Below are 25410 nucleotides of genomic sequence, written 5' to 3'. Positions count from 1 at the left end.
ATTTTGATTTATATATAACAGTTTTGACTTTTTCTTCTTTTATTATAATACAGATTCAATCATGAATTTGTTTTCTAAGGGCTGCATCTTCAATTTGTGTAAGTTCTACGAACTTTGTTAAGAATTTCACATACTTGTGACTTTTTTCACATTCAAACCTGTTCTACAGATCATAAGATATATATGTAACAGCTGTTATAAAAATGATTAAAAAAAGAGGTGGACGAGATGGAACAATGGAAAGGCTTCACCACAAATGTATGGCAAAAAGAAGTAAACGTACGGGATTTCATTCTGAATAACTTTCAGCCTTATGAAGGCGACGAATCGTTTCTGCAGCCTCCAACCGAAGCGACAACTGCATTATGGGATCAAGTCATGGAGTTATCGAAAAAAGAGCGTGAAAACGGCGGTGTTCTTGACATGGATACGGAAATCGTATCAACCGTCACATCGCATGGACCCGGCTATTTAAATCAAGACCTGGAAAAAGTGGTCGGCGTTCAGACAGATGAGCCATTCAAACGCTCCCTTCAGCCATTCGGCGGCATTCGCATGGCAAAGCAAGCCTGCCAATCATACGGATTTGATTTAAATCCGGAAGTCGAAAGAATTTTTACAGACTACCGCAAAACGCATAACCAAGGTGTATTTGACGCCTATACAGATGAAATGAAGCTGGCCCGCAAGGTCGGAATCATTACAGGTCTTCCCGATGCATACGGACGCGGACGCATCATCGGCGACTACCGCCGGGTCGCTCTTTATGGTGTGGATTTCTTAATCAGCGAAAAGAAAAAAGATGCAGCCGGCACATCAAACATCATGTCTGAAGAAAACATCAGGCTGCGCGAAGAGCTGTCAGAGCAAATTCGGGCATTGAAAGAATTGAAAGAGATGGCCGCAGGATACGGCTTTGACATTTCACAGCCGGCTGCAAATGCGAAAGAAGCGTTTCAATGGCTGTACTTCGGATATTTGGCCGCCATTAAAGAGCAAAATGGAGCCGCGATGAGCCTTGGCCGCGTCTCAACGTTCCTGGATATTTATATTGAAAGAGATTTGCAGAATGGGGTGCTGACAGAGGAGGAGGCACAAGAGCTTGTCGATCATTTCGTCATGAAGCTCCGCTTAGTAAAATTCGCCCGTACGCCGGAATACAATGAATTGTTCAGCGGCGACCCGACATGGGTAACAGAATCAATCGGAGGAATGGCACAAGACGGCCGCGCTCTTGTCACAAAAAACTCGTTCAGATTCCTTCATACGTTGGACAATCTGGGTCCTGCACCTGAACCGAACTTGACCGTACTTTGGTCTGTCAGACTTCCTGATGGCTTTAAACAATACTGCGCCAAAATGTCCATAAAAACGAGCTCGATCCAGTATGAAAATGATGATATCATGCGTCCCGAATATGGTGATGATTACGGTATCGCTTGCTGTGTATCAGCAATGGCAATCGGCAAACAAATGCAGTTTTTCGGAGCACGCGCCAACTTGGCGAAAGCGCTTCTTTATGCGATTAACGGCGGAAAAGACGAAAAGCATAAGATGCAGGTCGGACCGGAAATGCCGCCAGTCGCCTCAGACATTTTGGATTATGATGAAGTCATGCATAAGTTTGATCAAACGATGGAATGGCTTGCAGGGCTGTATATCAACACGCTGAACATCATCCATTATATGCATGATAAATATTGTTATGAAAGGGCGGAAATGGCGCTCCATGACACTGAAATTCTTCGCACAATGGCGACTGGAATCGCGGGATTGAGCGTTGTCGCTGACTCGTTAAGCGCTATTAAATATGCAAAAGTGAAAGCGGTCAGGGATGAAAATGGCATTGCCGTTGATTTTGAAACAGAAGGCGATTTCCCGAAATACGGAAATAATGACGACCGCGTGGACGCCATCGCTGTCGACATTGTTGAAAGATTTATGAAAAAGCTGCGCAAACACCAGACATACCGGAAATCCATGCCGACAATGTCCATATTAACGATTACATCAAATGTCGTATACGGGAAGAAAACCGGAAATACGCCAGACGGCCGCCGGGCGGGTGAACCATTTGCCCCGGGAGCAAACCCGATGCACGGACGCGATACAAAAGGTACGCTTGCTTCCCTTTCATCAGTGGCAAAACTTCCTTACAGCTATGCGTTGGACGGAATTTCGAACACGTTTTCCATCATCCCGAAAGCTCTCGGCAAAGATGAAGCAAGCCGCGCTGCCAATTTATCAAGCATTCTTGACGGATATGCCGAAAAAGCGGGCCATCACTTAAATGTTAACGTATTCAACAGGGAAACATTGTTGGATGCGATGGAACATCCAGAGGAGTATCCGCAATTAACCATTCGCGTATCAGGCTATGCGGTGAACTTCATTAAGCTGACAAAAGAACAGCAGTTAGACGTCATCAGCCGCACATTCCATGAAACCATGTAACATCAATCATGCGGGGCGTCCTTCGGCGCTCCGCTCCCATCACAAGGGGTGATCCACATGATGCACGGTCGCATCCATTCGATTGAAACATTTGGCACGGTCGATGGGCCGGGTATTCGCTATGTCGTCTTTATGCAGGGCTGTATATTGCGCTGCCAGTTTTGCCATAATGCGGATACCTGGGAAATCGGAACAGGAAAACAAATGTCCGTTTCTGAAATCGTCGATGATATCCAATCCTATCTCCCGTATATGAAATCTTCCGGAGGCGGGATAACAGTGAGCGGGGGAGAACCGCTTTTACAGCTGCCGTTTTTGATCGAACTGTTCAAGGCCTGCAAAAAACACGGCATTCATACGGCGCTTGATTCTTCGGGCGGATGCTATTCCAAGGCAGACGCATTCCAGGAGCAGATCAGCGAATTGATCCAATATACCGATCTCGTTTTGCTGGATGTAAAACAAATCGACCGTAAAAAGCATATGAAACTAACCGGAATGCCGAATGATCATATTTTGGAGTTCGCCGAATTCCTCAGCGATCATCATATCCCTGTCTGGATCCGCCATGTCCTTGTTCCCGGCATCACGGATATTGATGACGATTTGAACCGGCTCGGAACGTTTATCGGAGGCCTTTCAAACGTCGAAAAGGTTGAAGTCCTCCCATACCACAAGCTCGGTGTCTACAAATGGGAAGCGCTTGGACTTGAATACCCATTAAAAGAGGTCGAACCTCCCGATGAAGAACGGATTGAACATGCATACAGATGTTTGACTGCTCATGTAAACTTCAGGAAGCCGTTTACCGAAACACTTGCATAAAAACGCCGCCTTTTTACAATAGTAAAACAGATGTTGGAAGTGAAACCTGCTTCCCTATATAAAAACGGCAGGCTATAAAAACAATAAACATAAGCAGGGTGGACAGCATGATGTATCATTTGTATTCTCATAATGACCTGGACGGAGTCGGCTGCGGAATCATCGCAAAGGCGGCCTTTGGCGAGCAGGTGGAGGTACGCTACAACTCCGTCACAGGCCTGGATGTCCAGGTTGAACGGTTTTTAGACAGAGCGAAAGACAAAGGAAAAAAAAAGGGCGGTTTATTTATCACGGATTTATCCGTTCATCAAGAAAATGAAAACAGGCTGAATGAATATGCCGAAGCAGGCGGACAGGTCAAACTCATCGATCACCATAAAACAGCGCTCCATTTGAACGAATACCCATGGGGAATGGTAAAAGTCGAATATGAAGACGGAAGACTCGCCTCAGCCACTTCTCTTTTTTATGAATACTTGGCTGAAAACGGCCTGATCGAGAAAACGAAAGCGATGGATCAGTTTGTCGAGCTCGTCCGGCTTTATGACACATGGCAATGGGAAGAAGCCGGCGCACTTCAGGCGAAGCGGCTGAATGACCTGTTTTTTATGGTGTCCATCGATGAATTTGAAGAAAAAATGCTCCGGCGCCTGAAAGAGAACGGCGAATTTTCTTTTGACGAATTCGAGGAAAAAATTCTCGATATGGAAGAAGAAAAAATCGAACGGTACATTCGCAGGAAAAAGCGGGAAATCGTACAGACCTTTATTCACGGGCACTGTGTCGGAATCGTCTATGCCGAAAACTATCATTCAGAAGTCGGAAACGAGCTGGGGAAGGAATATCCCCACCTTGATTATATTGCGATCTTGAATATGGGCGGTAAAAAGGTGAGCCTTCGCACCATTCATGATGAAACAGACGTTTCAGAGATCGCCGGCACATTCGGCGGAGGAGGCCATGCCAAAGCAGCCGGATGCCCGCTGACAGACGAAGTGTTCAGGCTGTTCGTGCAAGAGCCGTTTCCGATTGAACCGCTTAGAGCCGACGCTTTCAGAAACATATATAATCTGAAAGAATCTGAAAACGGATCGCTTTATGCAAACAGAGAAGAGGATCAATTTTTCCTCTTTCCGGCCGAAAACGGCTGGAACATTCAATTGAACGGGGTCATACAGCACGAAACCTTTGCTTCCTTTCAAGAAGCCGAGCGGTTTATCAAGCGGAATTATGCGGCTTGGCTTGTCAGGGATGAGCCATTTGTCCAATTTCTGATGCAGCACGTCAAAGACCATCTTCATACAACAGGCTAAGACACAAAAAGTCTTAGCCTGTTATCCTATACAAATGCACCGTTTTGACATATAATAACAGAAAGTTCAGAATTTTTCTAAAAGGGGTGGATGCTCATGAACGTGATGTGCGAAAACAGCCAATCAAGGGAATTCCGGGCGGTGTGGATCGCCACTGTCACAAACATCGACTGGCCTTCGCAAAAGGGCCTCACAGTGGAGCAGCAGAAAGAGGAGTACCTGAAGCTGCTGAATGATGTGACAGAGATGGGAATGAACGCTGTCGTCGTTCAGATCAAACCGACGGCTGACGCCTTTTATCCTTCCGCATACGGACCATGGTCTGAATATTTAACAGGGGTCCAAGGAAAAGACCCGGGATATGATCCGCTTTGTTTTTTGCTTGAAGAAGCGCACCGGAGAGATCTCGAATTTCACGCATGGTTCAACCCTTATCGAATCACGATGAATCATACCGATTTGAACAGGCTGTCAGCAGATCATCCGGCGAGAAAGCATCCGGACTGGGTTGTCGCCTACGGAAGCCAGCTGTTCTACAATCCCGGCATTCCAAAAGCGCAGGATTTTATCGTCAAAGGAATAGAGGAAGTCGTCAAAAACTATGACATAGACGCTGTTCACATGGATGACTATTTTTACCCGTATAAGATAGCGGGCAAAGAATTCCCCGACTTTGATACGTATGAACAATACGGAAAAGACCGCTTTGCCAATATTGAGGATTGGCGGAGAGACAACGTCAACCAGCTCGTTAAACAGATCAACAGCGCTATTAAAAAACAAAAACCGAATGTCAAATTCGGAATTAGTCCGTTCGGCGTCTGGCGGAACAAAGCAGATGACCCGACAGGATCGAACACGACAGCAGGAATGACCAATTATGACGATCTTTACGCAGATACGAGAGAATGGATTCAAAAAGGATACCTCGATTACATTGCCCCGCAAATTTACTGGAGCATCGGTTTTGCCCCGGCAGCCTATGACATCTTAGTCGACTGGTGGAAGAATGAAGTCAATAACCGCCCCGTTCATTTATATATTGGACAAGCAGCCTATAAAATCAATAACAACTCTGATCCGGCCTGGTCCGATCCCGAAGAATACCCAAGGCAGATCGCCTTAAACCGCACATCGCATGTGTCAGGAAGCATTCATTTCAGCCTGAAGGATTTAAACCGCAACCCGCTCGGCGTCAAAGACAGGCTGACGAGTGACCTGTACCGCACCCCCGCTCTGATTCCCGAAATGCCCTGGCTCAATTCAAAGCGGGAAACATCTCATGACCCTTCCTGACAAAAAGAAAGGAACAACAGGACCTTCCGTCGAAAAAGAACCGTACAAAAAGAGTTGACGGAAGCGGGTTCCGGCCTTTATGGATCAAATAGCGGCTGAAAAACCTGCCGGCGTTTATGAAAGAAGACGGTTTTGTTCTCGGTTTGTACGCAAAAGAAGGAAGAATGGGTGATTACAATGGGCGGGATTAGCCGATTAAAAAAATCAATCCAACACATATCGAATGGCAGCTCGGCCACTCGCCACAGCAAAATTCGTTTATACCATGCAATCTGGAATGGGGGCGAAAAAAGTGGAGGGTGTTTGAAGGCGGCGGTATGCGGATGTCCTTCATCCCCGCCCAGCAGTATGACGGGATTTTATTTTTCAAAAACGTGCATCCGGTTTGAAACAAGTGGATACTCCCGAATGTCATTTCGGGGTATTTTTTTGTTTTAAAAATTCCGTTTCAGTAAACCTTAAGAAGTAAAGACACAAAAAGAAAGGTTTACATTCACATGGATATTTTCTTAGCCATTTTACCCGCAATCTTCTGGGGCAGCATTGTATTGTTTAATGTCAAATTAGGCGGCGGACCATACAGCCAGGTGCTTGGAACGACGATCGGCGCTTTAATTTTTTCAGTCGGTGTCTATTTTGTCGTTCAACCTGAATTATCCCCCAAAATTTTTGCGGTTGGTATCATTTCCGGTGTATTTTGGGCGCTTGGCCAAACCAATCAGCTGAAAAGCATCCAATTGATCGGCGTTTCAAAAACAATGCCGATCTCTACAGGGCTTCAGCTCGTGTCGACCTCGTTATTCGGCGTCCTTGTTTTTCATGAATGGGCGACAACGATTTCGATCGTTCTCGGTGTACTGGCGCTGATCTTCATCATCGCCGGAGTCGTATTGACATCATTGGAAGACCGCCGGCAAAAATCTGAAGAAAAAAACGGAGATATGAAAAAAGGAATCATCATTTTGTTGATTTCAACACTGGGTTATCTTGTGTATGTCGTAGTCGCGCGCTTCTTTCATGTCAGCGGCTGGGCGGCTCTTTTTCCGCAAGCCATCGGAATGGTGGCCGGAGGATTGCTGTTTACATTCAGACACCATCCGTTTAATTTTTATGTAATTAAAAATATTATTCCCGGTTTAGTCTGGGCGGCGGGAAATATGTTTTTATTCATTTCCCAGCCGCGGGTCGGTGTAGCGACCAGTTTTTCTTTATCACAGATGGGGATCATCATCTCTACGCTCGGCGGAATCATTCTGCTTGGCGAGAAAAAGACAAGACGCCAGCTGATCGGGATTATCATCGGGATTATATTAATCGTAACAGCCGGCGTATTGTTAGGGATCGCAAAGGCGTAAAAGGACGGCATCCAATGTCCGTCCTTTTACATTTTGATCACGGCCTTCAGCGGCAAATGGTCAGAAGCTCCCGGATTCATGGTAACGACTTCAGCCTGAACCGCCTGAAGACAAGGACTGGCAAAGATATAGTCGAGCCGTTTCTTCGGACGCCTGGACGGATAGGTAAAACCAGGTCCGCCTCCGGCAGCTTCCCATACATCGGAGAGCAGCTCTGTGACCGTTTTCCAGCCTCCGGAGCGGGGCTTCATATTCCAGTCACCCAATACAATCGCGGGCTGATCAAGCTGTTTGATCCTTCTGACGATGTAGCCGGTTTGTTTTCTATGAAGAAAGGGATTTAAACTTACATGCGTGACAAACAGATAAACCAGCCGCCCATCGATCTGCACGGCTGTTTCAAGCAATGACCTTCCCTCAATCACCCCTCGGACAAAATCAAACTTATGATGCCGTTCATCCACAATCGGAAACCGCGTCAAAAGGGCATTTCCATATTGTCTTGCCGGTGAAGAGCATTCTGAGCGCAGCGACAGAGAAGGGCAGTACGCATGCTCCATCTTCAGCTCTTTCGCCAGCCAGCTGATCTGATCTTCATAGCGGCTTCTTTTGGAGAAATGCCGATCCACTTCATTAAGACCGATGATATCGGCCCCGCTTTCGGCAATTAAATCGGCGATCCTTTGCAGATCAAGGCGCCGGTCGCTTCCCTTTCCATGATGAATATTAAACGTCATAATGCTGAGGTTCATGGATATCCCGCCTGTTCAATGGATTCTCAATTAGGGTGCCTCCAAAGCGGAGATTTTATTTTTTCCGCCCCATTTTCCGTCATGACATCTGGACAAACTGAAATTCCTGCAATTTCTTGATAAATCATCCTGGGAGGCTGGAATGAAAATCGATCATAAAGCGATCGTTCTTGCTTTTAGCTTTCCTCATTCGTTATCACTGTAAAAACGGTAAAGCAATCAACAAAATTACTTATTGATTATATAAGAAAATGTTTATATAATGATTGTTGACATTTATCAGGCAGGAGGGGAGTGGCATGGCTGTACAAACGAAGCTTGATTGCAAAAGAACCGTGAACTGTATGAAGATATTAAGCGACCCGACAAGACTGCTCATGCTGAAATTGCTTCAAGAAAAACCGTATTGCGTTTGTCAGCTCGTCGACATGTTCGAAACGAGCCAGCCCGCGGTCAGCCAGCATATCCGCAAATTGAAACAGGCGGACATGATCAAGGAAGACCGAAGGGAACAGTGGCGTTTTTATTCACTGCGTGACGATTTTCCGGAACGCGAATTAGTAGAAGCCGTTCTCAATCAATTAGAGGATGATGTTCTTCAAGCGGTCAAACAAAAAGCAAAGCCAGTGTCATGCGGCTAGGGTTTTGCACAAACAGATTCGCCGGACAGTGAAGCGCCTGCAAGCCGCAGGCTGCACACCTTTCCATAGACTATATAACAATTTGCTTATATAAAAGATTTGATACATAGCATAAAGGAGGAATGAAATTGTCTTCAACGATTTTAGCAGCCGTGATTTTTCTGCTGACGCTTATACTCGTGATTTGGCAGCCGAAGAATTTATCGATCGGCTGGTCAGCCTGCGGCGGCGCCGTATTGGCTTTCATCACCGGAGTCGTTGATGTCCAGGATGTTCTGGATGTCACGGGGATCGTATGGAATGCGACATTGACCTTTGTCGCGGTCATCATCATTTCGCTGATTCTCGATGAAATCGGATTTTTTGAGTGGGCTGCCTTGCATATGGCCAAAGCAGCAAAGGGAAACGGGATCAGGATGTTTATATACGTATCCGTCTTGGGCGCCATTGTCGCCGCATTATTTGCCAATGACGGGGCTGCGTTGATTTTGACACCGATTGTTCTTGCGATGGTACGCGCCCTGAATTTCAAAGAGGCACTCGTATTTCCATTTATAATCGCGAGCGGGTTTATTGCGGATACCACATCGCTTCCGCTTGTTGTCAGCAACCTTGTCAATATCGTTTCGGCAGATTTCTTTCATATCGGCTTTATTGAATATGCGGCGCGGATGATCGTTCCAAATCTGTTTTCACTTTTAGCAAGCATGGTCGTCCTTTATTTGTTTTTCCGAAAGAGCATCCCGCGGCATTATGACATGACATATGTGAAACAACCGAAGGAAGCCATTAAAGATGAGAAGATATTCCGCTTGTCATGGCTTATATTAGCCATTCTTTTAGCCGGCTATTTCGTCAGCGAGCTCTTTTCCATTCCCGTATCCATCATTGCAGGGGTAATTGCCGTTATTTTCATAATGGCAGCGAAAAACAGTTCGGCTGTTGAAACGAAGAAAGTGCTGAAAGGCGCCCCTTGGGCGATCGTCTTTTTCTCGATTGGCATGTATGTCGTCGTATACGGTTTGCGAAACGCCGGATTAACAGCTGTCCTCTCTCAGGTGATACAAGCTGCCGCTGATCAAGGAATGTTTGCCGGAACGATCGCCATGGGCTTTATCGCGGCAATTCTGTCTTCTGTCATGAACAATATGCCGACTGTTATGATTGATGCGCTTGCCATTCAGCACACGGATACCCACGGAATCATGAGGGAAGCATTGATCTATGCCAATGTCATCGGCTCCGACCTCGGTCCGAAAATCACGCCGATCGGCTCACTGGCGACACTTTTATGGCTTCACGTCCTTTCATTGAAAGGTGTGAGAATTTCCTGGGGAACTTATTTTAAAACAGGAATCATTTTAACGATTCCGACGCTTTTCATCACGCTTGTCGGACTATATGTTTGGCTTTTGATCATTCACTAACAAAGGAGATGATAACCAATGACAAAGAAAACGATTTACTTTTTATGCACAGGAAACTCCTGCCGCAGCCAAATGGCTGAAGGCTGGGCGAAATCACATCTCGGAGACGAATGGGACGTATACAGCGCGGGCATTGAAGCTCACGGATTGAACCCGAAGGCCGTGAAAGCCATGAAAGAAGCGGGCATCGATATTTCCGGGCAGACGTCGGATATAATTGATCCGGACATCTTAAACAATGCAGACCTTGTCGTTACCTTGTGCGGAGACGCGGCTGACAAATGCCCGATGACGCCTCCGCACGTCAAGCGGGAACATTGGGGCTTTGACGATCCGGCAAAAGCCGAAGGGACCGAAGAAGAGAAATGGGCATTTTTCCAGCGGGTTCGCGATGAAATCGGCGAACGCATCAAACGTTTTGCGGAGATAGGGGAATAAAACGACCATTAGAAACAGCCGATCCCCATGATACGGGCGATCGGCTGTTTTTATGCAGCCGCATTTCCAGACCAGTGTCCATTGAATGCCATACCTGCTGCAAGACACGGGAAAAAAATGCCGATGGATACTGACATGTTATCGTTGATGAACATATCTCTTTTGTTCAGATTCCGGCACAGTCAGACTGGGGAAGCCATTACTTCAAATGAAAGACCTCCATATCAAGATCAAGCGGAGGTCTTTTTTTATAGCGAGGTTGACAACGGTGTTATTACTGTTTATATTGTATATATACAGTAATAACGAATTGAGGGATGTTATGCATTGAATATATTGATTTCAAATTCTTCTGATGAGCCGATCTACATGCAGATCGTAAACCAATTCAAGGAACAAATCGTAAAGGGGGAGCTGGCAGAAGCAGAGCCGCTCCCATCGATCAGAAATCTTGCCAAAGAACTTAAAATCAGCGTCATTACAACGAAAAGAGCCTATGACGAGCTCGAAAAAGAAGGATTTATCGTTACCGTTGCAGGAAAAGGGTCGTATGTCGCAGCCATCAACACGGAGATGCTGCGGGAGACGAAAGTGAAAATGATCGAAGAAAAAATGACTGAAGCCATTACAGAAGCCAAGCTTGCCGGCTTAACTTTAAAAGAGCTCCAAGACATGCTCAGGCTGATATATGAGGGGTGGTAGCATTGGATAAGATATTGGAAATCAAGAATGTATCGAAAAACTTTAAAGATTTTTCATTAAAAAACATTAATTTCAGCCTTGAAAAAGGCTATATTATGGGCTTTATCGGGCCAAATGGCGCGGGGAAAAGCACAACAATCAAACTGATCATGAATTTAATCAAAAAAGACCAGGGAGAAATCAATATTTTCGGTCTGGATCATGAACGGCATAATCTCGCGATTAAACAGAGAATCGGCTTCGTTTATGATGAAAATCATTTTTACGAAGAGCTGACCGTAAGCGAAATGAAGGGGATCATCAGCCCGTTTTACGCCAGATGGGATGAAGCCGCTTTTCAGCAATATGCGAAAGACTTCCGCCTCCCTCTAAAGAAACAGATTAAACATATGTCAAAAGGGATGAAGATGAAGTTCTCATTAGCGATCGCTCTTTCGCATCATGCAGATCTGCTTATCATGGATGAGCCGACTTCGGGATTGGACCCTCTTGTCAGATCTGAACTTCTCGATGTTCTGCAAACATTGCTTGAAGACGAAAACAAATCGATTTTCTTTTCGACACATATTACATCAGATTTAGAAAAAGTCGCCGATTATATCACGTTAATCAATAACGGCCAGTTGGTATTAAGCAAGACAAAGGATGAGCTTTTAGAAGAATATTGCATTGTCAAAGGGAGTCATGACACGCTCCATGCAGGAGGGGAAGGCATCCTGATCGGCCTTAAGAAAAACCGCTTTGGTTTTGAAGGGCTGTCCAGACATAAGCGGGAAGTCGTTCAGCAATTCGGGGATTCGGTGATGATTGAAAAACCTACATTAGAAGATATTATGGTGTTTTCCACTGGCAGGAGTGATCAAGATGTTCCATCTTATTAAAAAAGATATTTTGATGCAAAAAAAAGCGTTAAAATTGTCCATTCTATTAATGGTCTTTTTCACTTTTACCCTCGCTAACATCGGGCAAGTCGGATTTTTGGTCAGCGTATTGGCCGTCACATATCAATTGGCCTTAGGCGCAAGCTCTTTGGAGGATAAAAATAACAGCGATAAAATACTGATCAGCCTTCCGATCAGGAAAAGCACGATTGTATTGTCAAAATACGCATCGATCTATGTGTACGCCGCGTTCGCCATTCTGATCTACTATGTCGTTTATCTGGTCATCAAGCTGGTAAACGCTCCGCTTGATATTTCTTTCAATTTAACGGGAATTTTGGGCGCAGCGGTCACGGTCACCTTGTTTTGTTCGATATCGTTTCCGCTGATTTTCAAGTATGGCTATCTAAAATCGCGAATGGCCAATATGGTGATCTTTTTCGTATTCATATTTGGAGGATCAGGCTTATTCAAATTTTTAAACCAGGGGCCGGCGTCTTGGAATCAAAGCATCATAGCGTTTCTCCAAAATGCAACAGAGACGGGGGCGATCGCGCTTTTAATTTGTGTGCTGCTGCTGATTCTGATATTGTCATATACTGTGTCTCTACATTTTTATCAAAAACGAGAGTTCTAGCATGAAAAACCACCGGCAGCGATACCGGTGGTTTTCATTTGCTATGCTTCTTTCGTTTTGTTGAACAGCACCAAAAAACGGCAATGATCGCCATCGTCAGCCCTGCATGTCAGCCTTTTCACCTGTTCCGTGCCCAAGACTTTTTTAAACATCTCGGTCTCACAGGCACAGGCTTTTTTAAATTCTTTTGCCACAGCGAAGATGGGGCAGTTATGTTCAACGATTTCATATGTTTCATCATCTATTTTTGTAACATCGGCCATATAGCCTTTTCCATTTTGGATCGTTGTAAGCTCTTCGATTTTTTCTGATGCTGTCTTCCCCCTCATATTGGGCAAGTAGCTGTTTTTTTGCCGTTCGCTTCTTTTTTCCAACAGATAATCGATAATGTCTTCACCATGCAATTCTTTTAGATCATGAAGAAATTCAACCGCCATATGTTCATAGTTTTTCGGAAAAAGCTCTTCGGCTTTAGGGGACAGCGAATATACCAGAAGCGGGCGTCCCATCGGCTGTCTCACTTCGCTGATGGTGAGAAGTGAATCCCGCTCTAACACATTCAGATGTTTTCTGACAGCCATTTCGGTTATTCCCAAATAGTTAGAAAGCTGATTGACGGTCAGCTGTTTCTCCTTTTTTAACAGTTCAAGTATTTTATCTTTTGTCGAGAGCCTGGAATCCATTTGATCACCCGCCTTTTTCAAGAATGTTGAACAATTAAGTTTATCATATTTCAGTAAAAGAAACCAAGCTTTAACAAGCGCGCCATCGCCTTAAAACCAACACGAATCGCCGATTGAAAAGGGGCTTCTCGTCACTGTTGGCGGGCTAATCGAACCGATCAGTCAGAGGAGGGAGAAAAACTACCGGCAACTTTTTAAACTTAATGGTTGAAAAAGTTTATAAAATGAATTTATAATAGATTCATAACCTAATCCATACATATGAGGAGGAAATAACATGTCAAAATATGAACTTCCTGAATTGCCATATTCTTTTGACGCGCTTGAACCTTATATTGACGAGGAGACGATGAAGATTCACCATGACCGCCATCATGCTACATATGTGAATAATTTAAATGCGGCATTGGAAGGCCATGATGATCTCGCCGGCAAAACTGTTGAAGAGCTGATTGCAAACCTTGATGCAGTGCCCGACAGTATTCGCATAGCCGTTCGCAACAACGGGGGAGGGCATGCAAACCACAGCCTGTTTTGGAATATCCTTTCTCCAAACGGAGGCGGCGGCCCTTCAGGCGAGATTGCAAAAGCGATCGATCAAACGTTTGGAAGCTATGATCAATTTAAAGAAGAATTTGCGAAAGCAGCGGCCGGACGATTTGGCTCAGGCTGGGCTTGGCTTGCCGTCGACAAAGACCGTTTGGTGATTACCTCTACACCTAACCAGGACAGCCCGCTCATGGAAGGTCAAAAACCGGTCCTCGGACTTGATGTGTGGGAACATGCCTACTATTTAAATTATCAAAACAAACGTCCTGATTACATTTCCGCTTTCTTCAATGTCGTCAACTGGGACGCGGTCAATCAATATTATCAGGCTGCCCGCGGATAGAAGATTTTGTTACAGGGCTTGAACGATGGAGGTTTTTTAAATGGCAAAGGTTTTATTTATCAAAGCAAACTCGCGTCCGGCCGAACAGGCGGTGAGCGTAAAGCTTTATCAGGCATTTTTGGACAGTTATAAAAAATCGCATCCTGAAGATCAAACAACAGAGCTGGATTTATTTAAAGAAAATCTGCCTTACTATGACACAGATATGATCAACGGGATGTTTAAATTGGCAAAGGGCATGGAACTGACAGATGCTGAAAAAGAAGCTGCAGGGCTTGTTCAGAAATATTTAGATCAGTTCCTTGCAGCCGACAAAGTCGTTTTCGCATTTCCGCTCTGGAATTTCAGCGTTCCATCCGTGCTTCACACATATCTGGACTACCTTTCACAAGCCGGCAAGACCTTCAAGTATACGCCGGAAGGACCTGTCGGGCTGATTCATGACAAAAAAGTGGCGCTTCTCAATGCGAGAGGGGGCATTTACTCAGAGGGACCGGCACAGTCAAAAGAAATGTCCGTCAACTATGTGCAAAACATATTGAATTTCTGGGGCGTGGAAGATATGACAACGATCATTGTCGAAGGACATAATCAATTTCCGGACCGGGCGGAGCAAATCATCGAAGAGGGAATACAAAAAGCTGAAACCGCCGCTGTGAATTTTTAATTGACATTTCCACTCGATATCAGTTTACAGGCGAAAGTAGGTTTTTCATTCATGTCAACATCCATCGGACTTCTTCGCGGCATCGGTATAATCGAGGGAATTTCCTACTTGGTTTTGCTATTTATCGCTGTGCCGCTTAAGTATGCTGCCGGTTTTCCCGGCCTTGTGCAGATCTTCGGCATGGTACACGGCGTATTGTTTATTCTTTTTGTGCTGATGCTGGTCATTGTATGGTTCCGCCATCGCTGGCCGCTCTTCAGTGTTCTTGGAGCATTCATTGCGTCGCTTTTGCCGTTCGGCACGTTTGTTCTCGATGCCCGCTTGCGGAAAAAGCTGTAATCAGAAAAAGAAGGATCTCAAGAAAAGATCCTTCTTTTTTAGTTGGGATACCTGCATTAAAATAGGTTCGTAAAGTTGGAATACCATATATTAATCCATACCATTTTATTCGTATACAAAAGGATTCCGATCAAAACCAGAATTCCTCCGCCAATCTTCATCAACGTATTTGAATACTTCGCAAAAAATGACACTCTTCCGATAAAAAACGCCATCAGCAAAAAAGGAATGGCAAACCCCAATGAATATGCCGTAACAAGGATAAGCGTCCTGGCCGGATCGGGATTCGTGAAATTGGCGTATGCAATCGTTCCGAATATAGGTCCTATGCACGGGGTCCAGCCGGCTGCAAAAATAATGCCGACAAGTATTGAATTCAACACCCCGATTTTGCCTTTTTTAAAAGAAAACCTTCTTTCATGCATCATGAATTTTGGCTGAAAGACCCCCAATAAAAATAACCCCATCAAACAAATCAAAATCCCGCCGAGCATTCTGATCAAATCTTTATATTCAGAGAAAATCGATCCGACTGAACTTGCAGAAAAGCCGAGTATGTAGAAGATCAAAGAAAAGCCGACAAGAAAAGCAGCGGCATGAAGCAAAACGATTTGATTGACACCTTTTGATTGCTTATTTTTTAAATCGCTTACAGAAAATCCTGTGAGATAAGAAAGAAAAGAAGGATACAAGGGCAGACAGCATGGGGAAATAAATGATAAAAATCCTCCGCCAAACGCCAGCCATACCGTGATGCTTTGCATCTGATCAGCTCCTTAAAGGTGGTAAAACTGCCGGAAAACATAGAAAAGTACAGTACGATGATATCATTCCATATAGTGGGTCGTCTACAATAATATGCAAAAAATAGGACTCTCATTTGATTATGTGGGGATCATAATGTTCTAACTTTTCCATGACATCATCCTAAAGCTGATCATAAAGTGATCGTATCCATTTCATTTGCAGGAGCCATCGTCCATGGCGCGTTGAACACGCTCAGAAAAATGATGATTTCCACAGATTCGCGAACAGGTCAACATTGATTGACAAAAAACCGTCCAGACGGTACAGTGAAATTAATGATAAGGAGTGAAATCAGATGGAATCAAAAACGAATGCAAAACGGCAGCTGATTTTAAATACCGCCAAACACATCATACTAGATCACGATTTTAATGCCCTGACTTTAGATGCAGTGGCTAAACAAGCCGGCATCAGCAAAGGGGGATTGCTTTATCATTTCCCGAACAAGGAAGCGCTTATAAAGGGGCTGGCTCTATTTGTTTTTGAAGAAATGAATGCGACTTTTGAAAAAAACGCTGAGGCCGATCCAATTGAGGCGGGGAAATGGACCCGCGCATTAATAGAAGCGGCCAGACTGGACCTGGAACATCACGCTGAACTGAATGTGGGTGTTTTTGCAGCCTCTTTGCTGGACCCGGACGCATCTGTACATATTTCCCACAGCTATCAAGCGATCCTGTCCAAACTGGATGACGACGGAATCGATCCGGTCACCGCGACCATTATTCGATTGGCGATAGACGGTCTTTATTATGCTCAAATGCTAAATGTCGCTCCCGTAGAGAAGGAAATGCGGCAAGAGGTCATTCGGCGGTTGCTCGCGATGACCAAAAAGGAGGGATAACGGTGAACCCTTATGTACTACTAACCTTTGCTATTACCGGTGAAGTGTTCGGCAGTTCCATGCTGAAAGCCGCAAACGGATTTAAAAAATTATGGCCCAGCATTTGCGTAGTGATCGGATACGGGACGGCTTTTTATGCCTTATCTTTAACACTGAAAACGCTGCCGCTTGGAATCTCTTATGCCATATGGTCGGGATTGGGGACAGCATTGACAACTTTGATCGGAATCGCAGTATATAAAGAAGCGTTTAATCGAAAAAAGCTGTTTGGGCTTATTCTCATTATAGGCGGAATCATTCTTTTAAATGCTGCAAAAGGCGGAGCTCATTAAGAAAGGACGGCTAAAGATGAAAGGCTATGTTTATTTAGGATTTTCGATTATTGGAGAGGTATTTGCGACGGCAATGCTCAAAATGTCGGAGGGATTTACAGTCTTGCTTCCAACCATTGGAGTGATAATCGGCTATGCGCTTTCGTTTTATCTGATCTCCTTATCCCTTAAAACGATTCCGTTAAGCTTGGCTTATGCTGTTTGGTCAGGCGTAGGCACGGCATTGACCGCTTTAATCGGCGTTGTGGTTTGGAATGATCCGTTTAACATGCAGATGTTATGTGCGATCATTCTCATTATAGGCGGAGTTGCACTTTTGAACAGTTCAAAACATCCGCAAACAAAAAAAGAACCGTCAATTTGACGATTCTTTTTTTAACAAATGAAGACCATTTAGCCGGCTTTGACTTGAAAACAGCAGATCAGCGAGTGATTCTGCGCTTACCAAGGGTGGCGGACATAAGGTCATCGGGGATCTTTGTATCAACTATAATATCAATCTGATGAGTGCAGATGAAAAAAGGCTTGACGACTTCTTTTGCCTGATCAGCAAACAAGCCAAAACACTTCCGCCGAAATAGCAGAGAGTCCCACGATTCAATCAAAATGCAGCAGAGATCACAAATCAATTTATCCAGCACACTTAGACATGTCAACAGTCACCGTATACAGCTAAAATAAAAAATTTGATTTGCAAAATGACCAAGCTTGCTAATTATATAGAAACGTTTGTTCCGCATGAAGAAATAACACGAATATAAAAATCAAGCAGGGAACGAAAAGGCTTGAAAAGCTGTGAAAATCGACTAAAACAATGTGTTGGATGATTCAGAGCCGTATAATTTGTGAAGGTCGATACATGATGCCCACTCTTTCTTTTTGTGAAAGCAACATCATGTTTCATTCTTCCATTATTTGATAAAGTCTATTTTTCCGGAAGTTTCGGTAAAAAATCGAACTTTTGACACTTTTATTTCACTTTATAATGTAAACGGTTTCGTATGTAGTATACTTATACTATCAATTCATCATATCGCGACATATACAGGAAGGATAGAAAAACAGGTGGCATTCATGAATACTAGGCAAAAAGAAATTTTATATCTGTTGTTATCTGAACCTGAGGACTACTTAATCGTACAAGATTTCGCAGACAGGGTAAAGTGTTCTGAAAAAACGATCCGGAATGATTTGAAAACGATTGAACATTACCTCAATGAACATTCCAATGCTCAGCTTATTCGAAAACCAGGCTCAGGCGTGTACTTGCAAATAGACGAACATGAAAAAATGCGGTTAAGTCATCAGCTGCACAAAGAACATCAGCGCGTAAATGAACAAAGCGATGAAGAAAGAGTGCTGCAAATTGCATTTCTCTTGCTGATGAATACAAAGCCGGTGACAGCGAAAGAACTCGCCAAGCGGCATTTTTTAAATAAATCCGCGATTAAAGGCGATTTGAACATGATAAAAGAATGGCTGAAACGCTTTCAGTTAACATTGATTTCTAAACAGCGGCTTGGTTTGTTGATAGAAGGAGATGAGAAGAATAAAAGAAAGGCATTGGCCAGAATCTCGGATTTGATTGATAATCAAGAATTGACCAGTCAATTTATTAAAAAGCAGTTTTTGCGTCATGAGGTCACATTTGCGGCGAATGAATTGCGATCGCTGCAAAAGCATCATTCTCTATTTTTCACAGACGAAACATTTGAAAGTCTATTATTGCACACATTGCTGATGATCCGCCGAATCAAAATGAAACAGCCGATCGCCATTCCCCAAAAAGAAATGGCGATTGTCCAGGAGAAAAAAGAGTATCAATGGACATCCGAATTGATGAAACGGCTTGAACACGTTTTTTCCATCCATTTCCCTAAAGAAGAGATCGTGTATTTAACATTGCATATTTTAGGCGGGAAGGTGCGCTATCCAATCGAAAAAGAGAAGAACGTTAAAAACCCTTTGCTTTTTAACGTTTTGCAGTATTTGGTTGACCGCGTGTCCGAACTGAAAATGCTTGATTTCCGCAAGGATCAGGCTTTGATCAATGGCTTGGGCGTTCATTTAAATACAGTGTTAAACCGGCTGAATTATGACCTTTCTGTCTCAAATCCAATGCTGAATGATATAAAAAAGATGTATCCATATATGTTTCATACCGTGGTTGACGTTCTGGAGGATATGAATCAGTCATTCTCCCTTTCTATTCCCGAGGAAGAAGCTGCATATCTTACTTTGCATTTTCAAGCGGCTATCGAACGCATGAACGGCATCAGCCAGACAAAAAAGAAGGCCATCATCGTATGTCATATGGGAATCGGAATGTCGCAATTACTACGGACAAAAATTGAACGGAAATTTCATCAAATCGCTGTGATCGACTGCATCGCAAAAGCGGATTTAGCGGATTACTTAGCTGGGCGCGGTGATGTGGAGCTTGTCATCTCTACGGTATCCTTGGAAGAATTGAAGATTCCCCATGTTGTTGTATCACCGCTCTTGGAGTCAGGTGATGAGAGGAAGCTGGGCGTTTTTATGGATCAGCTTGATGAATCATCCCGCCGTAAGCAAAAAGCATTTCAGATGTTAAATAATACGACTCCTTTTTTAGTGTTCTTGCAGCAAAAATCAGAACACCGCTACAAACTAATTGAACAGTTGGCAATGGCTTTATATGAAAAAGGCTATGTCGAAAAGGAATACGCCGCTCATGCCGTCATGCGGGAAAAAATGTCGGCGACAAACATCGGGGCAGGCATCGCGATTCCACATGCAAATGCAAAATTTATTAAACAATCAGTCATTGCCATTGCCACGTTACAAGAGCCGCTTGATTGGGGGACTGAAAAAGTGTCGCTTGTCTTCATGCTGGCCGTGAAACATGAGGATCAAAGCATGGCAAGACAGTTGTTTCATGAGCTTTCCTATCTGAGCGAGCAGCCTGATTTCATTCAAAAGCTGACGAAGGAAACAGATGTGATGAGATTCTTATCTTATTTGGATTATTAAAAGCGGGGCAAAGGATGCCCTGCTTTTTTGTTTGATCAGGAAAAAAGCCGATTTTGCCGGAAATTGCGGTAAAAAACGGCGCTTTTATCTTCATGATTTTGATATACAGTAGTTACAAGGCCTACTACAATTCATGAATATATTGTGCCAAAGGAGGATTGACATGAAACTGTTAGCGATTACATCATGTCCAAACGGAATTGCCCACACGTATATGGCAGCAGAAAACCTGCAAAAAGCAGCCGGCAAACTGGGCGTTCAAATGAAAGTTGAAACCCAGGGCGGCATCGGAGTGGAAAACGAGCTGACCGAACAAGACATTCGCGAAGCAGACGCGATTATTATCGCCGCGGACCGCTCTGTCAGCAAAGACCGTTTTATCGGAAAGAAACTGTTGGCGGTCGGTGTTCAGGACGGTATCCGCAAACCTGAAGAATTAATCAAAAGGGCATTAAAAGGCGATATCCCGGTTTATCAATCAGGCTCAACATCGCCTGCCGCCAATCAAAATGAAGAGAAAAAACAAAATCCGATTTACCGTCATTTAATGAACGGTGTGTCTTTTATGGTACCATTCATTGTCGTCGGCGGATTGTTAATCGCGGTTGCACTCACGCTCGGAGGCGAGAAGACGCCGAAAGGTTTAGTCATCCCGGACGATTCTTTTTGGAAAACCATTGAGCAAATCGGAAGCGCTTCCTTCACATTCATGATTCCGATTTTAGCCGGATATATTGCCTACAGCATCGCTGATAAACCCGGACTTGTCCCGGGTATGATCGGCGGATATATTGCAGCGACGGGTAGTTTTTACGGCAGTGCAAGCGGCGCCGGTTTCCTCGGCGGTATTATCGCAGGATTTTTGGCAGGATATGCCGCACTGGGAATCAAAAAATTAAAAGTCCCAAAAGCGATTCAGCCGATTATGCCGATTATTATTATTCCGGTGCTGTCCTCGCTCATTGTCGGATTGGCATTTGTATTCTTGATCGGCGCTCCGGTAGCGCAAGTGTTTGAATCTTTGACGGTTTGGCTGGCGGGCATGCAAGGATCCAGCTCGATCCTTCTGGCATTGATTTTGGGCGCCATGATTTCATTTGATATGGGCGGCCCCGTAAACAAAGTGGCATTCCTGTTTGGCTCGGCCATGATCGGTGAAGGAAATTACGAAATCATGGGACCGATTGCCGTCGCCATTTGTATACCGCCGATCGGCCTGGGGATTGCAACGTTTTTAGGAAAAAGAAAATTCCAGGCGTCAGAAAGAGAAATGGGGAAAGCATCATTTACGATGGGTCTGTTCGGCATCACTGAGGGGGCCATCCCATTTGCAGCGCAAGATCCGCTGCGCGTGATCCCGAGCATCATGGCAGGTTCCATGACAGGCTCTGTGATCGCCATGATCGGCAATGTGGGGGACAGAGTGGCCCACGGCGGACCAATAGTCGCGGTGCTAGGAGCAGTCGATCATGTACTGATGTTTTTCATTGCCGTTATTGCCGGATCTCTTGTCACTGCTTTTTTAGTCAATGTGCTGAAAAAAGATATTCCCGGAGCAGACGATGTGAAAAGTGAAGCCGCAGCGGCGAAAGACATGCCGCAGCAGGAGATTCAAACGGAAAGCAAACAAATTGAAATGCCGGAAATCCAAAAGCTGACTGACATCACCGGCACAGAATTGATCGAACCAACATTATCTGGTGAAACCCGGGACGACATCATTGATGAAATGATTCAAAAATTGTCCCGTGCTGGCGTCCTGCATTCAGCAAGCGAATTTAAACAAGCGATTTTGAATCGCGAACAAGAGAGCACTACGGCAATTGGAATGAATATTGCGATTCCGCACGGAAAATCGGACGCAGTAAAAAGACCAACTGTAGCATTTGGAATCAAGCGTTCCGGAGTAGATTGGAAAAGCCTTGATGGAACAAAGGCGAAATTAATTTTTATGATCGCCGTACCGAAAAAAAGTGAAGGGAACGAACATTTAAAACTTCTGCAAATGCTGTCGCGAAAACTGATGGATGACAACTATCGGGAACGATTGCTGGCAGTCAAAACAAAAGAAGAAGCTTACAAGCTATTGAATGAAATCGTATAAAGCGGGGGATTTTTGATGGCGACGGAACCATTATTTTTTGAACCGATTTTCAAAGAAAGAATATGGGGCGGCAACGCTTTAACCTCTTTCGGCTATGACATTCCATCAGAACGAACGGGGGAATGCTGGGCTTTTGCCGCACATCAAAACGGACAAAGCGTTGTACAAAACGGAACGTACAACGGGCTCACACTAAGCGAATTATGGGAACATCACCGGCATTTATTCGGACACCTTGAGGGAGACCGCTTTCCTCTTCTGACGAAAATGCTGGACGCAGCTCAAGACTTATCCGTTCAAGTGCACCCGAATGACGAATACGCAAATGCTCACGAAAACGGGGAGCTCGGAAAAACGGAATGCTGGTATATCATTGATTGCCAAAAAGACGCGGAAATCATTTATGGCCATCACGCAAAATCAAAGGAAGAACTGAAAGCGATGATACAGCTTGAAAAATGGGACAGGCTTTTGAGGCGAGTAAAGGTGAAGCCGGGAGATTTCTTCTATGTACCAAGCGGAACCGTACATGCGATCGGGAAAGGCATTCTCATTTTAGAGACGCAGCAGAATTCTGATACAACCTACAGATTATACGATTATGACAGAAAAGATGCGGAAGGAAATCTGCGCGAGCTCCATTTGGAAAAAAGCATTGAAGTGATAGACGTTCCATCTGCGCCGCATCAGCCGGCAGTTCATACTGAAAAAACGGATGATCTCCATGTAACCACATTTATCGAATGTCGCTATTTTTCTGTGGAAAAGTGGGATTTATCCGGATCAGCGGGATTCAAACAGGAAAAGCCGTTCCTCCTCACGAGCGTCATCAAAGGAGAAGGCTCCATCATATCCGGCGAAAATGAATATGTCTTCAAAAAAGGCGATCATATTTTACTGCCACACGGGTTTGGAGAATTCGAACTTTCCGGACATGCCCAATTTATCGTTTCAAGCCTGTAAATAAACCGGTTCCTTTATTCGAAGGAACCGGTTTTTTATTTTCTCAATGGCGCTCCGGCTATTCCTTCATAATTCGAAAATCGATGATATTTCCATATCGATCAGATTCGATATGACAGCATCTCATCATCAGCTGTTTTAGTTTTTCCCGTCCCCGCTGCACCCTTGATTTTGCCCCGGAATATGAAATGTCCATTTTTTCGCATAAGTCTTTTTGGGATAATCCTTGGATTTCGGTCAGTTCGAGCGCCACCCGATATTTCTCCGGCAGTTTTTTTATACTGGAGCGGATACATGCAGCCGCTTCCTTTGTAAAGTTTTCTTCATCGGCTTCATCGCTGAATTCAATATGATCAGGAAGTTGATCAATTGATCTTTCTGTTCGGTAAAAATCGATGATGCTATTCCGGGCAATCCGGTAGATCCAGCCGCGGATGCTTTGTTCATCCTTTAGACCCGGAAGATGAATTTGGATTTTCATAAACACGATTTGCAATATATCATCAACCATCGATTGGTCACGGACTCTTGACGCGATAAATTTTTTTAAAGGCTCATGATATCTATTCCATAGATCTTCTACATTCACTTGAAAATCCTCCTGTTTAACCATTTCTTTATTTTTTTGCGTCCATATCAAAGCTGCTTCGTCTTTTAATCGTAACAGGAAGTTGGAAGGTTGTTGAATAAATTTGCTTGCAGCAAGACCTGCTACAAAAAATGATATAAGGAGAGGTTTGTTTTGGAGTATACCTTTTTAGGAAGGACAGGAATGCGTGTCAGCCGTTTGTGTTTGGGGACGATGAATTTTGGAGTCGATACAGATGAAAAGACCGCGTTCCGTATCATGGATGAAGCGCTCGATAGCGGCATTAATTTTTTTGATACTGCCAATATCTACGGCTGGGGCGAGAACGCAGGATTGACAGAGAGCATTATTGGAAAATGGTTTGCCCAAGGGGGACAGCGCCGCGAGAAAGTCGTTCTGGCAACAAAAGTATATGAACCGATTTCAGATCCGAATGACGGACCAAACGATGTGAGGGGCTTGTCTCTTTACAAAATCAGACGGCATCTGGAAGGATCGCTGAAGCGGCTTCAGACAGATCATATCGAATTATACCAAATGCACCATATCGATCGGCGGACGCCGTGGGATGAAATATGGGAAGCCTTTGAGAGCCAGGTTCGATCAGGCAAGGTCGACTATATCGGCTCAAGCAACTTTGCAGGCTGGCACTTGGTCAAGGCGCAGGCGGCAGCCGAGAAACGGAATTTCATGGGGTTAGTCACAGAGCAGCATAAATATAGTTTATTAGAGCGGACGGCGGAAATGGAGGTATTACCGGCGGCGCGGGATCTCGGCCTTGGCGTAGTGGCGTGGAGCCCGCTTGCAGGAGGGCTTCTCGGAGGCCGTGCACTGAAAGGAGCCGCCGGAACCCGAACATCCCAGAGGGCGGACTTAATCGAAAAGCACCGTGCACAGCTTGAGAGATTTTCGGCTTTATGCAAGGAGCTGGGGGAGAAAGAAGCCTATGTCGCTTTGGCATGGGTGCTGGCAAATCCGGCATTGACCGCTCCAATCATCGGCCCAAGAACAGTAGACCAGCTGCGGGACACTGTCAGAGCGGTTGAAATCATTCTGGATGAGAACGTCATCAGCGAGCTGAATGACATTTTCCCCGGACCTGGTGGGGAAACACCTGAAGTATACGCTTGGTAGGAGCAGGGCTTTTCAATTAAAAAATGATTTTAGCAAAACGATCATTTGTTGAACTGATATTTCCGAAAAACCCATTTTGATGATGCTTTATCAAAATGGGTTTTTTCTTACAGAACAATTGCGATTTCATGTAAATAAAGCAAAAGAAAAGCTTATAGGTCTCCATTTCACTTGCGGGCTCGCCGAAGGGGATGCCGGCTAAATTAATAAAGTTGTCATGATCACAGGTTGATAGGAGAGGCGGCTCTTCCATTTAAAGCTGCAATTTTGCCTTATCGATAGCTGGCATCGTATTCATTGCCCCCGGTGATAACAAGGTAATG

At 44.5% G+C, this 25410-nt stretch carries 24 protein-coding genes and 1 pseudogene; 21 read left to right on the top strand and 4 right to left on the bottom strand.

What is annotated here, in order from left to right:
• Window positions 1-228: 228 nt before the first annotated feature.
• From pflB to R5H20_RS12245, 5 genes and pseudogenes are all read left to right on the top strand, one after another.
• On the top strand, window positions 229-2454 hold the full coding sequence (gene pflB / locus R5H20_RS12265) for a formate C-acetyltransferase (RefSeq protein ID WP_006637145.1): 2226 nt from the start codon (window positions 229-231) through the stop codon (window positions 2452-2454).
• A 60-nt stretch (window positions 2455-2514) separates the two neighbouring features.
• Entirely contained in the window at window positions 2515-3279 is a 765-nt protein-coding gene (gene pflA / locus R5H20_RS12260; protein ID WP_029418816.1) for a pyruvate formate-lyase-activating protein, read from the top strand.
• Between the two features lie 110 nt (window positions 3280-3389).
• On the top strand, window positions 3390-4592 hold the full coding sequence (locus tag R5H20_RS12255) for a DHH family phosphoesterase (RefSeq protein WP_006637143.1): 1203 nt from the start codon (window positions 3390-3392) through the stop codon (window positions 4590-4592).
• Window positions 4593-4706: 114 nt separating this feature from the next.
• Window positions 4707-5858, top strand: a pseudogene (locus R5H20_RS12250) (glycoside hydrolase family 10 protein); the annotation flags it as partial.
• Between the two features lie 527 nt (window positions 5859-6385).
• The gene (locus tag R5H20_RS12245; protein WP_006637140.1) at window positions 6386-7243 is read left to right on the top strand and encodes a RhaT/GlcU family sugar-proton symporter; all 858 of its coding nucleotides are present in this window, start codon (window positions 6386-6388) and stop codon (window positions 7241-7243) included.
• Between the two features lie 26 nt (window positions 7244-7269).
• On the opposite strand, the gene R5H20_RS12240 is transcribed toward R5H20_RS12245, so the two are convergent.
• Entirely contained in the window at window positions 7270-7995 is a 726-nt protein-coding gene (locus R5H20_RS12240) for an endonuclease/exonuclease/phosphatase family protein (RefSeq protein ID WP_006637139.1), read from the bottom strand.
• A gap of 299 nt (window positions 7996-8294) precedes the next feature.
• Here R5H20_RS12240 and R5H20_RS12235 point away from each other — a divergent pair, with 299 nt between their 5' ends.
• From R5H20_RS12235 to R5H20_RS12210, 6 genes are all read left to right on the top strand, one after another.
• Window positions 8295-8636 carry an ArsR/SmtB family transcription factor gene (locus tag R5H20_RS12235; RefSeq protein ID WP_006637138.1) on the top strand — a complete coding sequence of 114 codons (342 nt, stop codon included), beginning with the start codon at window positions 8295-8297 and terminating at the stop codon, window positions 8634-8636.
• 128 nt (window positions 8637-8764) lie between these two features.
• Window positions 8765-10063, top strand: coding sequence for an arsenical efflux pump membrane protein ArsB (locus R5H20_RS12230; protein WP_006637137.1), 1299 nt, complete (start codon window positions 8765-8767; stop codon window positions 10061-10063).
• Between the two features lie 18 nt (window positions 10064-10081).
• Window positions 10082-10501: an arsenate reductase (thioredoxin) gene (arsC, locus tag R5H20_RS12225; protein ID WP_006637136.1), complete on the top strand. Its 420-nt coding sequence runs from the start codon at window positions 10082-10084 to the stop codon at window positions 10499-10501.
• 327 nt (window positions 10502-10828) lie between these two features.
• On the top strand, window positions 10829-11203 hold the full coding sequence (locus R5H20_RS12220) for a GntR family transcriptional regulator (RefSeq protein WP_006637134.1): 375 nt from the start codon (window positions 10829-10831) through the stop codon (window positions 11201-11203).
• 2 nt (window positions 11204-11205) lie between these two features.
• A complete protein-coding gene (locus tag R5H20_RS12215; RefSeq protein WP_006637133.1) occupies window positions 11206-12084 on the top strand; it encodes an ABC transporter ATP-binding protein in 879 nt (292 codons plus the stop codon).
• Complete coding sequence (locus tag R5H20_RS12210) at window positions 12068-12721, top strand: ABC-2 transporter permease (protein ID WP_006637132.1); 654 nt, start codon at window positions 12068-12070, stop codon at window positions 12719-12721. Before R5H20_RS12215 ends, R5H20_RS12210 begins: the two co-directional genes overlap by 17 nt.
• A 41-nt stretch (window positions 12722-12762) precedes the next feature.
• On the opposite strand, the gene R5H20_RS12205 is transcribed toward R5H20_RS12210, so the two are convergent.
• The gene (locus tag R5H20_RS12205; RefSeq protein WP_006637131.1) at window positions 12763-13404 is read right to left on the bottom strand and encodes a helix-turn-helix transcriptional regulator; all 642 of its coding nucleotides are present in this window, start codon (window positions 13402-13404) and stop codon (window positions 12763-12765) included.
• Between the two features lie 277 nt (window positions 13405-13681).
• Between R5H20_RS12205 and R5H20_RS12200 the strand changes: the two genes are divergently transcribed.
• The 3 genes from R5H20_RS12200 to R5H20_RS12190 are packed head-to-tail and all read left to right on the top strand — an operon-like array spanning window position 13682 to window position 15302.
• Window positions 13682-14296: a superoxide dismutase gene (locus R5H20_RS12200; RefSeq protein ID WP_006637130.1), complete on the top strand. Its 615-nt coding sequence runs from the start codon at window positions 13682-13684 to the stop codon at window positions 14294-14296.
• A 40-nt stretch (window positions 14297-14336) separates the two neighbouring features.
• Window positions 14337-14963, top strand: coding sequence for an FMN-dependent NADH-azoreductase (locus R5H20_RS12195; protein WP_006637129.1), 627 nt, complete (start codon window positions 14337-14339; stop codon window positions 14961-14963).
• 51 nt (window positions 14964-15014) lie between these two features.
• Window positions 15015-15302, top strand: a complete 288-nt coding sequence (locus R5H20_RS12190; protein ID WP_006637128.1) for a DUF3817 domain-containing protein — start codon at window positions 15015-15017, stop codon at window positions 15300-15302.
• Window positions 15303-15358: 56 nt separating this feature from the next.
• Here R5H20_RS12190 and R5H20_RS12185 read toward each other — a convergent pair whose 3' ends face one another.
• Complete coding sequence (locus R5H20_RS12185; RefSeq protein ID WP_006637127.1) at window positions 15359-16066, bottom strand: cytochrome c biogenesis CcdA family protein; 708 nt, start codon at window positions 16064-16066, stop codon at window positions 15359-15361.
• A gap of 338 nt (window positions 16067-16404) precedes the next feature.
• On the opposite strand from R5H20_RS12185, the gene R5H20_RS12180 reads away from it, so the two are divergent.
• From R5H20_RS12180 to manA, 6 genes are all read left to right on the top strand, one after another.
• Window positions 16405-16953 (top strand): TetR/AcrR family transcriptional regulator, encoded by a 549-nt coding sequence (locus R5H20_RS12180; RefSeq protein WP_006637126.1) that lies wholly within the window; start codon window positions 16405-16407, stop codon window positions 16951-16953.
• Window positions 16954-17012: 59 nt separating this feature from the next.
• Window positions 17013-17285, top strand: a complete 273-nt coding sequence (locus R5H20_RS12175; protein WP_238548695.1) for a DMT family transporter — start codon at window positions 17013-17015, stop codon at window positions 17283-17285.
• 16 nt (window positions 17286-17301) lie between these two features.
• Complete coding sequence (locus R5H20_RS12170; RefSeq protein ID WP_040348060.1) at window positions 17302-17649, top strand: DMT family transporter; 348 nt, start codon at window positions 17302-17304, stop codon at window positions 17647-17649.
• A 710-nt stretch (window positions 17650-18359) separates the two neighbouring features.
• Complete coding sequence (locus R5H20_RS12165; protein ID WP_040348020.1) at window positions 18360-20297, top strand: mannose transport/utilization transcriptional regulator ManR; 1938 nt, start codon at window positions 18360-18362, stop codon at window positions 20295-20297.
• A gap of 163 nt (window positions 20298-20460) precedes the next feature.
• Entirely contained in the window at window positions 20461-22401 is a 1941-nt protein-coding gene (locus R5H20_RS12160; RefSeq protein ID WP_006637122.1) for a PTS fructose transporter subunit IIABC, read from the top strand.
• A gap of 15 nt (window positions 22402-22416) precedes the next feature.
• Complete coding sequence (gene manA / locus R5H20_RS12155; RefSeq protein WP_006637121.1) at window positions 22417-23364, top strand: mannose-6-phosphate isomerase, class I; 948 nt, start codon at window positions 22417-22419, stop codon at window positions 23362-23364.
• Between the two features lie 58 nt (window positions 23365-23422).
• Here the strand turns inward: manA and sigZ are convergent, their stop codons facing one another.
• Window positions 23423-23953 carry an RNA polymerase sigma factor SigZ gene (sigZ, locus tag R5H20_RS12150; RefSeq protein ID WP_006637120.1) on the bottom strand — a complete coding sequence of 177 codons (531 nt, stop codon included), beginning with the start codon at window positions 23951-23953 and terminating at the stop codon, window positions 23423-23425.
• Window positions 23954-24106: 153 nt separating this feature from the next.
• On the opposite strand from sigZ, the gene R5H20_RS12145 reads away from it, so the two are divergent.
• Window positions 24107-25087: an aldo/keto reductase gene (locus R5H20_RS12145; protein WP_006637119.1), complete on the top strand. Its 981-nt coding sequence runs from the start codon at window positions 24107-24109 to the stop codon at window positions 25085-25087.
• Window positions 25088-25410: the final 323 nt, after the last annotated feature.

This window comes from Bacillus sp. KICET-3 (assembly GCF_033261025.1).
Lineage (GTDB): Bacteria > Bacillota > Bacilli > Bacillales > Bacillaceae > Bacillus > Bacillus sonorensis.
Note: the sequence above shows the minus strand (reverse complement) of the source record. Positions and strands in the feature narration are given on the sequence as shown.